Annotated in this window: 11 protein-coding genes and 1 riboswitch; of the genes, 10 read left to right on the top strand and 1 reads right to left on the bottom strand. The window is 69.3% G+C overall.

Annotated features, from left to right (window positions below):
* The first annotated feature begins 21 nt into the window (after window positions 1-21).
* The 8 genes from AC1DMS_RS19305 to AC1DMS_RS19270 all read left to right on the top strand — a co-directional run bounded on the left by AC1DMS_RS19305 (window position 22) and on the right by AC1DMS_RS19270 (window position 7,571).
* Window positions 22-762, top strand: coding sequence for a transporter substrate-binding domain-containing protein (locus AC1DMS_RS19305; RefSeq protein WP_012745326.1), 741 nt, complete (start codon window positions 22-24; stop codon window positions 760-762).
* Between the two features lie 110 nt (window positions 763-872).
* Complete coding sequence (locus AC1DMS_RS19300; protein ID WP_012745327.1) at window positions 873-1,541, top strand: amino acid ABC transporter permease; 669 nt, start codon at window positions 873-875, stop codon at window positions 1,539-1,541.
* Window positions 1,538-2,107: a HutD/Ves family protein gene (locus tag AC1DMS_RS19295; protein ID WP_081247511.1), complete on the top strand. Its 570-nt coding sequence runs from the start codon at window positions 1,538-1,540 to the stop codon at window positions 2,105-2,107. Before AC1DMS_RS19300 ends, AC1DMS_RS19295 begins: the two co-directional genes overlap by 4 nt.
* Before the next feature lie 23 nt (window positions 2,108-2,130).
* Window positions 2,131-3,381 carry an imidazolonepropionase gene (hutI, locus tag AC1DMS_RS19290; protein ID WP_478181629.1) on the top strand — a complete coding sequence of 417 codons (1,251 nt, stop codon included), beginning with the start codon at window positions 2,131-2,133 and terminating at the stop codon, window positions 3,379-3,381.
* The gene (locus AC1DMS_RS19285) at window positions 3,378-4,787 is read left to right on the top strand and encodes a formimidoylglutamate deiminase (protein WP_436034886.1); all 1,410 of its coding nucleotides are present in this window, start codon (window positions 3,378-3,380) and stop codon (window positions 4,785-4,787) included. The genes hutI and AC1DMS_RS19285 overlap by 4 nt, the downstream gene beginning before the upstream one ends.
* A gap of 6 nt (window positions 4,788-4,793) precedes the next feature.
* Entirely contained in the window at window positions 4,794-5,609 is an 816-nt protein-coding gene (hutG, locus tag AC1DMS_RS19280; protein WP_028256545.1) for an N-formylglutamate deformylase, read from the top strand.
* Window positions 5,610-5,657: 48 nt separating this feature from the next.
* Complete coding sequence (locus AC1DMS_RS19275; RefSeq protein ID WP_012745332.1) at window positions 5,658-6,704, top strand: homocysteine S-methyltransferase family protein; 1,047 nt, start codon at window positions 5,658-5,660, stop codon at window positions 6,702-6,704.
* Window positions 6,705-6,788: 84 nt separating this feature from the next.
* Complete coding sequence (locus tag AC1DMS_RS19270; protein ID WP_478181628.1) at window positions 6,789-7,571, top strand: SH3 domain-containing protein; 783 nt, start codon at window positions 6,789-6,791, stop codon at window positions 7,569-7,571.
* Here the strand turns inward: AC1DMS_RS19270 and AC1DMS_RS19265 are convergent, their stop codons facing one another.
* Window positions 7,572-8,501, bottom strand: a complete 930-nt coding sequence (locus AC1DMS_RS19265) for a LysR family transcriptional regulator (RefSeq protein ID WP_012745334.1) — start codon at window positions 8,499-8,501, stop codon at window positions 7,572-7,574.
* 98 nt (window positions 8,502-8,599) lie between these two features.
* Here AC1DMS_RS19265 and AC1DMS_RS19260 point away from each other — a divergent pair, with 98 nt between their 5' ends.
* Together AC1DMS_RS19260 and metH are read left to right on the top strand one after the other, a co-directional pair.
* A complete protein-coding gene (locus AC1DMS_RS19260) occupies window positions 8,600-9,061 on the top strand; it encodes a PACE efflux transporter (protein ID WP_028256546.1) in 462 nt (153 codons plus the stop codon).
* 48 nt (window positions 9,062-9,109) lie between these two features.
* Window positions 9,110-9,218: riboswitch (S-adenosyl-L-homocysteine riboswitch) on the top strand.
* Window positions 9,219-9,280: 62 nt separating this feature from the next.
* Window positions 9,281-11,995 carry a methionine synthase gene (gene metH, locus AC1DMS_RS19255; RefSeq protein WP_278879898.1) on the top strand — a complete coding sequence of 905 codons (2,715 nt, stop codon included), beginning with the start codon at window positions 9,281-9,283 and terminating at the stop codon, window positions 11,993-11,995.
* The last annotated feature ends 39 nt before the right edge of the window (window positions 11,996-12,034 follow it).

Genomic DNA, 12,034 nt, shown 5'->3' with positions numbered 1-12,034 from the left:
CAAACCCACGGAAGCCTTCACATGAACACCCGCCGCACCCTCGTTGCCGCCGCACTCTCCAGCCTCGCCTTCTTCGGCTTTGCCGCCACCGCGCAGGCGCAGGGCGAGCCGCTGCGCGTGGCCACCGATGCCACCTTCCCGCCGATGGAGTTCGTGGAGAACGGCAAGCGCACGGGCTTCGACGTGGAGCTGGTCGAGGCCATCGGCAAGACGCTGGGCCGCAAGATCGAATGGATCGACATCGACTTCAAGGGGCTCGTGCCGGGCCTCATTTCCAAGCGCTTCGACATGGCCGTCTCGGCCATCTACATCACCGACGAGCGCAGGAAGGTCGTCGACTTCACCGTGCCCTACTACGCGGGCGGCCTCGTGGTGATGGTGAAGGACGGCAACACGGCCATCAAGGCGCCGGCCGACATCAACGGCAAGAAGGTCAGCGTGCAGGTGGGCACCAAGTCGGTCGCCTACACCAAGGAGAAATTCCCGCAGGTGCAGCTGATGGAAGTCGAGAAGAACCAGGAGATGTTCAACCTCGTCGACATCGGCCGCGCCGATGCCGCCGTGACCGGCAAGCCCGCCGCCTACCAGTACGTGCGCACGCGCGGCGGCCTCAAGGTGCTGCCCGAGCAGATCACCACCGAGGAATACGGCATGGCCATCCGCAAGGACACGCCCGAACTCACCAAGGCGGTGAACGGTGCCATCGAGAAGCTCAAGGCCGACGGCACCTACGCGCAGATCGTCGCCAAGTGGTTCAAGTAATGTCAGCCCCCCGGCTTTTCACGCGCTGCGCGCGTGTAACTCCACCCCCCATGGGGGAGGCGCGGCCGGCTTGGGGCGGCCCGGCGCTCGGCCGCCGAAAAGGCTGACCCATGGATTTCGATTTCTCGCCGGTCTGGCAGGGCTGGCCCGACCTGCTGCGCGGGGCGCTGGTCACGGTGGAGATCACCGCCTGCGCGCTCGCGCTCGGCTGCGTGCTGGGCCTGCTGGTGGGCATCGGCCGGCTCAACCCGAAGCGGCGCTGGCTCTACGGCGCGTGCACGGCGTACGTGGCAGCGATCCGTGGCACGCCGCTGCTGGTGCAGCTTTTCATTTTGTTCTTCGGACTGCCGCACTTCGGCATCCTGCTGCCGGCCTTCCTGTGCGGCGTGCTGGGGCTCGGCGTGTATTCGGGTGCCTACGTGTCGGAGATCGTGCGTGGCGCGATCCAGTCGATCGACAAGGGCCAGACCATGGCGGCGCAGTCGCTGGGCATGACGCCCGGCACCGCGATGCGCGAGATCGTGCTGCCGCAGGCCGTGGTGCGCATGATTCCGCCGCTGGGCAACGAGTTCATTGCGCTCATCAAGAACTCGGCGCTGGTGTCTCTGTTGACGATCCACGACGTGATGCATGAAGGGCAGAAGATCATCAGCGTGTCGTACCGCTCGCTCGAGGTCTACCTGGCGATTGCGCTCGTGTATTTCGTGCTCACGGGCACGATGACGCTGGTCCTCAGGCACTTCGAGCAGAAGCTGCGCCAAGGCGGGTTGATGCGATGAGCGTGCAGCGCTTCTCTCGCAGCTCTCTCCCCGCCATGCCCTGGAAGAACGGCGGCGGCACCACGCAGGAGATCGCGAGCTGGCCGCAGGGCGCGGGGCTCGATGGCTTCGGCTGGCGCGCGAGCATCGCGACCATCGCGGCGGCCGGGCCGTTTTCGACTTTCGCGGGCGTGGACCGCAGCATCATGCTGCTCGAAGGCGACGGCGTGCGGCTGTTCACGCACGACGGGCGCATCGAGCACCGGCTCGACGTGCCGCACCGGCCGTTCGCATTCAGCGGCGACGACGCGATCGACTGCACGCTGCTCGGCGGCGCATCGAACGACTTCAACATCATGACGCGCCATGGCCAGTGGCGCGCCGACGTGCAGGTGCTAGACCACGCATCGGCCGTCGAGGCCGCACCGCACGGCGTGCTGCTCGCGCTTGGCGGCGCATGGCGCCTGAACGGAGAGCCCTGCCGCGAGGGCGAAGGCCTGTACTGGACCGACAGTGCGCAGGCATGGCAGGCCGAGCCCGCGCAGGAAGGCGCGCGGCTGGCTGCGATCCGCATCGTGCCGGCGTAAGCTGTGCAAACACCAGACAAGACATGACATCCGCAAGCACATTCCCATCGGCCGACGGCCTCTGGACGGGGCTCCGCCTGGCGCCCGGCGCCGCGCCCGGCACCACCCCGGACGCCGACACCGAAGCCGCCATCGCGGTGGCCGAAGGCACGGTCCGCTGGGTCGGCGCACGCAGCGCCCTGCCGGCCGAGTTCGCAGGCCTGCCGCCGCACGATGGCCGCGGCGCGCTCGTCACGCCCGGCCTGGTCGATTGCCACACGCACCTGGTCTACGGCGGCCAGCGCGCCAACGAGTTCGCGATGCGGCTCGCGGGCGCCAGCTACGAAGAAGTGGCGAAGGCCGGCGGCGGCATCGTCTCGTCGGTGCGCGCCACGCGCGAGGCCGATGAAGACGCGCTCTTCGCGCAGGCCGCGCCGCGGCTCGAACAGCTGCTGGCCGACGGCGTCTGCGCGATCGAGATCAAGTCGGGCTACGGCCTGGCGCTCGAGCACGAGCGCAAGCAGCTGCGCGTGGCGCGGCGCCTGGGCGAGGCTTATGGCGTCACGGTGCGCACCACCTTCCTCGGCGCGCATGCGCTGCCGCCCGAATACGCGGGCCGCAGCGGCGACTACATCGATCTCGTCTGCAATGAGATGCTGCCCGCGCTCGCGGCCGAGGGGCTGGTCGATGCGGTGGACGTGTTCTGCGAACGCATCGCCTTCACGCTCGCGGAAACCGAGCAGGTGTTCCAGGCCGCGAAGGCGCTGGGCCTGCCTGTCAAGCTGCATGCCGAGCAGCTCTCCGACATGGGCGGCGCCGCGCTCGCCGCGCGCTACGGCGCGCTCTCGTGCGACCACATCGAGCACCTGTCGGCCCAAGGCATCGAGGCCATGCGCCAATCAGGCACCGTGGCCGTGCTGCTGCCCGGCGCCTACTACACGCTGCGCGACACGCACCTGCCGCCGATCGAGGCGCTGCGCACCGCCGGCGTGCCGATGGCCGTGTCGACCGACCACAACCCCGGCACCTCGCCCGCGCTGAGCCTGCTGTTGATGATGAACATGGCCTGCACGCTGTTCCGCCTCACGGTGCCCGAGGCGCTGGCCGGCGTCACCCTGCATGCGGCGCGCGCCCTGCGCCTACAGAAAACGCACGGCGCGATCGCCGAGGGCATGCCCGCCAACTTCGTGCTCTGGAACGTGCGCGACGCAGCCGAGCTCGCCTACTGGTTCGGCCAGCGCCCGGTGCGCACCGTCGTGCGCCAGGGCCGCATCGCCGTGGGAGCTGCCCAATGAACACGCTGTTCGCGGCCGATGCGCTGCTGCCCGGCGGATGGGCAAAGAACGTGCGGCTGTCGTGGAACGAGGCCGGCCAGCTCACGCAGGTGCAGTCCGCGGCCCCGCCGGCAGCGGGCGCGCAGGTGGCGAAGGGCCCCGTGATCCCCGGCATGCCCAACCTGCATTCGCATGCCTTCCAGCGCGCCTTCGCGGGGCTCACCGAATACCGCGCCCAGCAGCAGGACAGCTTCTGGAGTTGGCGCACGCTGATGTACCGCTTTGCCGCGCGCCTCGGCCCGCAGCAGATGGAGGCCATCGCCACCTGGCTCTATGCCGAGATGCTCGAAGCGGGCTACACCAGCGTGTGCGAGTTCCAGTACGTGCACCACGATGCCGATGGCCGCCCCTATGCCGACGATGCGACGCTGAGCCTCGCGCTGCTGCGCGCCGCGAAGAAGGCCGGCATCGGCTTCACGCTCTTGCCCGTGCTCTACCAGGCCAGCGGCTTCGGCGGACTGCCGCCCAACGAGGGCCAGCGCCGCTTCATCCGCTCGACCGATTCGATGCTGCGCCTGCTCGACACGCTCAAGCCCGCATGCGATGCGCAGGGTGCACCCGGACCGCAAGGCGGTCCTTCGGCCCGCCTGGGGCTCGCGCCGCATTCGCTGCGCGCCGTGCCGCCCGATGCGCTGCGCGAAGCCGTGGCGGGGCTCGAAGCCATCGACCCGGGCGCGCCGATCCACATCCACATCGCCGAACAGACCAAGGAGGTCGACGACTGCGTGGCCTGGAGCGGCCAGCGCCCCGTGGCCTGGCTGCTCGACCATGCGCCGGTCGATGCGCGCTGGTGCCTGGTGCATGCCACGCACATGGACCCGGCCGAATACGAGCGCGGCGCCAGGAGCGGCGCGGTCGCCGGCCTGTGCCCAACCACCGAGGCCAACCTGGGCGACGGCATCTTCGATTTTTCCGCCTGGCGCCACCATGGCGGCGCCTGGGGCCTGGGCTCCGACAGCCACGCCACGGTCAATGCCGCGGAAGAACTGCTGATGCTCGAATACAGCCAGCGCCTGGCCTGGCGGCAACGCAACGTCGGCGCCAGCGCGGCGCAGCCGCACGTGGCCACCGCGCTCACGCTCGAAGCGGTGCGCGGCGGCGCGCAGGCCTCGGGCCGGGCCATCGGCGGCCTGGCGGCGGGGCAGCAGGCCGACTTCGTCGTGCTCGATGCCGCGCAGCTTGCGCTGCAGGGCCTGCCGGCGCCCGACATGCTGTCGGCCCACGTCTTTGCGAGCCATCGCACCTCGGCCATCGATGCCGTCTGGGTGTCGGGCCAGCCGCGCGTCGCGGCCGGCCGCCATGCCCTGCACGCCGAGGCCGCCGCCGCCTTCGTCGCGGCGCGCAGCCAGCTTCTCCTTGAAAATTAGAGTCCCATGAGCTTCACCACCACCGAACCCGCCTTCCGCTTCCGCCAGGGCACGCGTCCCTTGCTGATCTCGATGCCGCACGTCGGCACCTACGTGCCGCCCGCGCTCGCCGCCCGCCTGACCGGCGAGGCGCGCCAGGTGCCCGACACCGACTGGCACCTCGAACGGCTCTACGACTTTGCCGATGCGCTCGGCGCGTCGGTGCTCGTTGCCACGCATTCGCGCTACGTGGTCGACCTGAACCGGCCGCCGGATGGCGCCAGCCTCTATCCGGGCCAAAGCGTCACGGGCCTGTGCCCGGTCGACACCTTCGACGACACGCCGGTCTACGCGTCCGCCGACGACCTTCCGGACGACGCGGAAATCGCCGCGCGCCGCGACGCCATCTGGCAGCCCTACCACCGGCAGCTGCAGGCCGAGCTCGACCGCCTGAAGGCCGCGCACGGCACCATCGCGCTGTGGGACGCGCACTCGATCCGCTCGGTGCTGCCGCGCTTCTTCGAGGGCAAGCTGCCCGACCTGAACCTGGGCACCGGCAAGGGCAGCAGCTGCGACCCGGCGCTGGCCGCCACGCTGCTCGGCATTGCGGAATCGGCCACCGGCTACACCGGCGTGCTCAACGGCCGCTTCACCGGCGGCTACATCACGCGCCAGTACGGCAACCCCGCGGCCGGCGTGCACGCGGTGCAGCTGGAGATGACGCAGTCGAGCTACATGCAGGAGAAGCTGCCCTTCGACTACCTGCCCGAGGTCGCGGCCGGCGTGCAGCCGCATGTGCGGCGCATGATCGAGGCGGTGCTGGAATTCGTCGAACGCCGCTAAAGCACTGACGGCCGCCAGGGGCAGCCCCGCTTCCTACAATCGGGGGCTATGAAGCCCGTCATCTATACCCGCGGCCAGGCGCTTGCCGGCATCCTCGAAAAGCGCATCGCCATCCTCGACGGCGCGATGGGCACGATGATCCAGCGCTTCAAGCTCACCGAGGAGCAGTACCGCGGCGAGCGCTTCAAGGACTTCGAGCGCGACGTCAAGGGCAACAACGAGCTGCTCTCGCTGACGCGGCCCGACGTGATCCGCGACATCCACGAGGGCTACCTCGCGGCCGGCGCCGACCTGATCGAGACCAACACCTTCGGCGCGACCACCATCGCGCAGGAGGACTACAGGATGGCGCACCTCGCCCGCGAGATGAACCTCGAATCGGCGAAGCTCGCGCGTGCGGCCTGCGACAAGTTCAGCACGCCGGACAAGCCGCGCTTTGTGGCCGGCGCCCTCGGCCCGACGCCCAAGACCGCGAGCATCAGCCCCGACGTGAACGACCCCGGCGCGCGCAACGTCGACTTCGAGCAATTGCGCGCGGCCTACTACGAGCAGACCGAGGCGCTGGTCGAGGGCGGCGCCGACGTGATCCTGGTCGAGACCATCTTCGACACGCTCAACGCCAAGGCCGCGCTGTTCGCGGTCGACGAGTATTTCGACAACAGCGGCCAGCGCCTGCCGCTGATCATCAGCGGCACCGTGACCGACGCCTCGGGCCGCATCCTGAGCGGCCAGACCGTCACCGCGTTCTGGCACAGCGTGCGCCATGCGCAGCCGCTGGCCATCGGGCTCAACTGCGCGCTGGGCGCGGCGCTGATGCGGCCCTACATCCAGGAACTGGCCAAGGTGGCGGGCGACACCTTCATCAGCTGCTATCCGAACGCGGGCCTGCCCAATCCGATGAGCGAGACCGGCTTCGACGAGACGCCCGACGTCACCTCGCGGCTGCTGCACGAGTTCGCGGCCGAAGGGCTGGTCAACATCGTGGGCGGCTGCTGCGGCACCACGCCGGACCATATCGCGGCCATCGGCAAAGCCGTGGCGCCGATGACAGGCCGGCTGTTGAACAACAACGGCTTCTACCGCGAAGCAGCCTGACCGGCGCCCGGCGCTGTCGCGCTCCCGGCTGATTGACGGCATCCGGGCCGCCGCCTAGGCTGGCGGCGCAAAGGAAGCCTCGTCATGAACAACAAACTCTCCATGCGCTGGATCGGCATCGGCGCCGTTGCGCTGGCCCTGCCGCTGGCGGCCGCGGCGCAGCAGGCCTTCACGCGCGGCGCGGTCAACCTGCGGGCCGGGCCCTCGGGCGACTATCCGTTGGTGGCGCGGCTCGGGCCGGGCCAGCCGCTCGACGTGATCGGCTGTACCGGCGGCTACAGCTGGTGCGACGTGGTGCTGCCCGACGGCGGGCGCGGCTGGGTCTGGGCCCGGAGCCTGGACTACGCCTACCAGGAGCGGCGCGTGCCGCTGGCCAGCTACGCCGCGGTGATTGGCGTGCCCGTCGTCACGTTCGTGATCGGCAGCTACTGGGCCGACTACTACCGCGACCGGCCCTGGTACGGCGAGCGCCGCTGGTGGGGCGGCCGGCCGCCGCCGCCGCCGATGCCCGGCTGGCGTCCCCCGCCGCCGGTGCGGCCGGCCTGGCAGCCGAGGCCGTGGCCGGGCCCGGGGTTCAAGCCCGCGCCGGGGCCTGGCTTCCATCCGCAACCCGGACCGGGCTACCGCCCGCCACGGCCGGGGCCGGGCTACCGCCCGCCGGCCGACCCGGGCATCAAGCCGCCGCGGCCCCAGCCGGCCTTCCGGCCCGGACCGCCGCCCGGCCAGCCGCAGATGCATCCGGGCGGTGGCCGGCCCGGCGCCGGTGGCGGCGGACGCCCGCATGGCGGCGGTGAAGGCGGCGGCAGGGGTGGCGGCCACGGCCATGGTGGCGATGGAAAGGGCGGTGGTCACGGCCACCGCGACTGATCAGCCCCGCGGATCGTCGGCGGCGGAAATGCCCGCCGCCGCCTGCCGGTCGCGCGCGATCAGCGCCACGAAGCGCTGAGCTCCCAGCCCCAGCGGCCGCTCGCGCGACCACACCACGTCGACCCACAGGTCGAGCCCGTTGCTGAGGTTCTCGAACGGAATCTCGACCAGCGCGCCGGCGGCCACGTGCGGCCTGGCGAAATTGCGCGGCAGCCAGCCCCAGCCGAGGCCGGCCGTGATCAGGCTCAGCGCGGCCAGCGCGTTGTCGGTGCGCCAGACGTGGCGCGCGAACACGAAGCGCGGGTCGCTGGTGGCGAGATCGCGCCCCGCCACCACGATCTGCCGGGTGTTCGTCAGGTGCTCCTCGCGCAGCCGCTCGCCGGCGGCCGCCAGCAGCACGGGATGGCCGGGCGCCATCACGGCCACCATGGTGTCGCTGCCGACTTCCTGGAACCCCTCGCGCCCGTCGAGGCTCGGGCGCTCGAACACCAGCGCCAGCTGCGCGCGGCCGCTGTGCAGCAGCGCCAGCGCATCGGCCTGCGGCGCGGCCAGCACCTCGACCTGCAGCAGCGGATATTCCTCGGCCAGCGCGGCCAGCGGCCCGCTCCAGGGCGCGGCCAGCAGCTCGGGCGCAATGGCCAGCGTGAGGCGGTTTTCCAGGCCCTGCGTGAGCGCCAGGGCCTGCACCTGAAGCTGCTTCAGCTGCGCCGCCAGGAGGCGCGCCTGCGGCTCCAGCGAGCGGGCGGCGGCGGTCGGCTGCGGCTCGCGGCCGCTGCGGTCGAACAGCGGCAGGGCCAGTTCGGCCTCGAGGTTGGCAATCGCCATGCTGACGGCCGAGGGCACCTTGCGCAGCGCGCGCGCCGCGGCCGAGAAGGAGCCGTGGTCGATCACGGCCAGGAAGACCTCGACGTTGTCGCTGGAGAAAGCCATCGGCTGATCTATCAATAAAACTGAAATAAGTTGACTTTTTATATCAGCAAACAGCAAATAAAGTCCAGCCATCGTTTTCATTTGCCAGGGGAAAAGCCATGCAGGGGTTTCAGCGCCGCGTCGTCTACATCAGCCTTTACGAAGGCATCGCCATCGTGGCCGCCAGCGCCGGGCTGGCGCTGATGACGGACGCCGGGCTCGGCCATTCGGGCGTGCTCGCGGTGGCCGCCTCGGTCATTGCCGTGATCTGGAACCTGGTTTTCAACGCCCTGTTCGAGCGCTGGGAGTCGCGCCAGGCGGTGCGTGGGCGCAGCGTGCGCCGGCGCATGGCGCATGCCATCGGCTTCGAGGGCGGGCTGATCGCGGTGCTGGTGCCGCTGTTCGCCTGGGGCCTGGGCGTGACGCTGTGGCAGGCGCTGGTGATGGACCTGGGCCTGGTGGTGTTCTTCCTGATCTATACCTTCGTCTTCAACTGGGGCTTCGACCGGGTGTTCGGGCTGCCGGCCTCGGCCGCGCCCGCCAAGACTGGCCCGGCAGCGGCGGCCAGGCAGGGCGCCTGAACGACCCTGGCGGCCGCGGCCCTTGCCGCAGCCGGTAAAATTGCGCTCCCTTCCAAGGAGCGTTGCAGCGGCGGCCCGCATCAAGAGGCCCGCCGTCAGGCTTGGAAGGCGCCCCGCCGGCCGGGGCGCAAGCCGCAACAAACGACGCTCACCTGACGTTTTTTCCTGCCCAGGTGAGCCCCCATGAGCGAAGAAGTTTCCACGCCCCGCGTCCCCCCGATGAAGCTGTCCGGCCTCGAGCCGGTGGCCATCGATGCCGGGTCGCTGTTCGTCAACATCGGCGAGCGCACCAACGTCACCGGCTCCAAGGCCTTCGCACGGATGATCCTGAACGGCCAGTTCGAGGACGCCCTGGCCGTGGCGCGCCAGCAGGTGGAGAACGGCGCGCAGGTGATCGACATCAACATGGACGAGGCCATGCTCGACAGCAAGGCCGCGATGGTGCGCTTCCTGAACCTGATTGCCAGCGAGCCCGACATCGCGCGCGTGCCGGTGATGGTCGACAGCTCCAAGTGGGAGGTGATCGAGGCCGGCCTGCGCTGCATCCAGGGCAAGGGCATCGTCAACTCCATCTCCATGAAGGAGGGGGTCGACAAGTTCAAGCACGAGGCCAAGCTCGTGAGGCGCTACGGCGCCGCCGCGGTGGTGATGGCCTTCGACGAAAAAGGCCAGGCCGACACCTACCAGCGCAAGATCGAGATCTGCGAGCGCGCCTACCGCATCCTGGTCGACGAGGTGGGCTTTCCGCCTGAGGACATCATCTTCGACCCCAACATCTTCGCGATTGCCACCGGCATCGAGGAGCACGACAACTACGCGGTCGACTTCATCAATGCCGTGCGCTGGATCAAAGAGAACCTGCCAGGCGCCAAGGTGTCGGGCGGCGTGAGCAACGTGAGCTTCAGCTTCCGCGGCAATGACCCGGTGCGCGAAGCCATTCATACCGTCTTTCTGTACCACGCGATCCAGGCGGGCATGGACATGGGCATCGTCAACGCCGGCATGGTGGGCGTGTACGACGACCTCGAACCGACGCTGCGCGAGCGCGTGGAAGACGTGGTGCTCAACCGCCGCCCCGATGCGGGAGAGCGCCTCGTCGAAGTGGCCGAGACCGCCAAGAGCGGCGCCAAGGACGACAGCAAGAAGCTCGAATGGCGCGGCACGCCGGAGCATCCGGTGCACGTCAACCAGCGCCTCTCGCACGCCATGGTGCACGGCATCACCGACTTCATCGTCGAAGACACCGAAGAGGCCTACCAGCAGATCCTCGCCAAGGGCGGGCGGCCGCTGCACGTGATCGAGGGGCCGCTGATGGACGGCATGAACATCGTGGGCGACCTGTTCGGCCAGGGCAAGATGTTCCTGCCGCAGGTGGTGAAGTCGGCGCGCGTGATGAAGTCGGCCGTGGCCCACCTCATTCCCTACATCGAGGAAGAAAAGCGCCAGGACGAGGCCGCGGGCCGCGACGTGCGCACCAAGGGCAAGATCATCATCGCCACCGTGAAGGGCGACGTGCACGACATCGGCAAGAACATCGTCACCGTCGTGCTCCAGTGCAACAACTTCGAAGTGGTGAACATGGGCGTGATGGTCCCGTGCCACGAGATCCTTGCCAAGGCGAAGGTCGAGGGCGCGGACATCGTGGGCCTGTCGGGCCTCATCACGCCGAGCCTCGAAGAAATGCAGTACGTGGCCGGCGAGATGCAGAAGGACGACCACTTCCGCATCCGGAAGATTCCGCTTCTGATCGGCGGCGCCACCACCAGCCGCGTGCACACGGCAGTGAAGATCGCGCCGCACTACGAAGGCCCGGTGGTCTACGTGCCCGACGCTTCCCGCAGCGTGAGCGTGGCGCAGAGCCTGCTGAGCGACCAGGCCACCGCGTACATCGACGAGATCAACGCCGACTACGAGAAGGTGCGCACGCAGCATGCCAACAAGAAGCAGGTGCCGCTGTGGCCGCTGGCCAAGGCGCGCGCCAACAAGACGCCGGTCGATTGGTCCGGCTACACGCCGCCGGTGCCCAAGTTCATTGGCCGGCGCCTGTTCAAGAACTTCGACCTGACCGAGCTCGCGAAGTACATCGACTGGGGCCCGTTCTTCCAGACCTGGGATCTCGCGGGCCCGTTCCCGGCCATCCTGAAAGACGAAGTGGTCGGCACCGAGGCCGTGCGCGTGTATGCCGATGGGCAGCGCATGCTCAAGCGCCTGATCGAGGGCCGCTGGCTCAGCGCGAGCGGCGTGGTCGGCTTCTGGCCCGCCAACACGGTGAACGACGACGACATCGAGCTCTACACCGACGAGACGCGCAGCGAAGTCGCGCTCACCTGGTACGGCATGCGCCAGCAGACCGAGAAGCAGGTGATCGACGGCGTGATGCGCCCGAGCCGCTGCCTGGCCGACTTCGTCGCGCCCAAGGACAGCGGGCTGAAAGACTACGTGGGCGTGTTCGCAGTGACGGCGGGCCTGGGCGTCGAGAAGAAGGAGAAGTACTTCATCGACGACCTCGACGACTACTCCGCCATCATGCTCAAGGCGCTGGCCGACCGGCTGGCCGAGGCCTTTGCCGAATCGCTGCACCACCGCGCGCGCACCGACCTCTGGGGCTATGCGCCCGAAGAGGGCCTCAGCAACGAGGACATGATCGCCGAGAAATACCGCGGCATCCGCCCCGCGCCTGGCTACCCGGCCTGCCCCGACCACAGCGTGAAGCGCCCGATGTTCGACCTTCTGGGTTGCGCGGACATTGGCATGACGCTGACCGAAAGCCTCGCTATGATGCCCGCCGCCAGCGTGAGCGGCTTCTACCTGAGCCATCCCGAGTCGACCTACTTCAACGTCGGCAAGATCGGGCACGACCAGTTGCAGGACCAGGCGGCGCGGCGCCGGACCAGCGAATCCGAACTCGAGCGCCTGCTGGCGCCGAACCTTTGAACCTGCCGGCCGGCGTGGCCGCCCGGCGCCGGGAGTTGT

It is taken from the genome of Variovorax sp. 05T418, from assembly GCF_056396385.1.
Note: the sequence above shows the minus strand (reverse complement) of the source record. Positions and strands in the feature narration are given on the sequence as shown.

Bases quoted from the DNA above. Each gene is read 5' to 3' on its own strand.
- AC1DMS_RS19300 (WP_012745327.1), top strand. From the start codon at position 873: ATGGATTTCGATTTCTCGCCGGTCTGGCAGGGCTGGCCCGACCTGCTG.
- AC1DMS_RS19270 (WP_478181628.1), top strand. From the start codon at position 6,789: ATGAACAACAAACTCTCCATGCGCTGGATCGGCATCGGCGCCGTTGCG.
- AC1DMS_RS19295 (WP_081247511.1), top strand. From the start codon at position 1,538: ATGAGCGTGCAGCGCTTCTCTCGCAGCTCTCTCCCCGCCATGCCCTGG.
- hutG (WP_028256545.1), top strand. From the start codon at position 4,794: ATGAGCTTCACCACCACCGAACCCGCCTTCCGCTTCCGCCAGGGCACG.
- AC1DMS_RS19260 (WP_028256546.1), top strand. From the start codon at position 8,600: ATGCAGGGGTTTCAGCGCCGCGTCGTCTACATCAGCCTTTACGAAGGC.
- AC1DMS_RS19275 (WP_012745332.1), top strand. From the start codon at position 5,658: ATGAAGCCCGTCATCTATACCCGCGGCCAGGCGCTTGCCGGCATCCTC.
- hutI (WP_478181629.1), top strand. From the start codon at position 2,131: ATGACATCCGCAAGCACATTCCCATCGGCCGACGGCCTCTGGACGGGG.
- AC1DMS_RS19265 (WP_012745334.1), bottom strand. From the start codon at position 8,501: ATGGCTTTCTCCAGCGACAACGTCGAGGTCTTCCTGGCCGTGATCGAC.
- AC1DMS_RS19285 (WP_436034886.1), top strand. From the start codon at position 3,378: ATGAACACGCTGTTCGCGGCCGATGCGCTGCTGCCCGGCGGATGGGCA.
- AC1DMS_RS19305 (WP_012745326.1), top strand. From the start codon at position 22: ATGAACACCCGCCGCACCCTCGTTGCCGCCGCACTCTCCAGCCTCGCC.
- metH (WP_278879898.1), top strand. From the start codon at position 9,281: ATGAAGCTGTCCGGCCTCGAGCCGGTGGCCATCGATGCCGGGTCGCTG.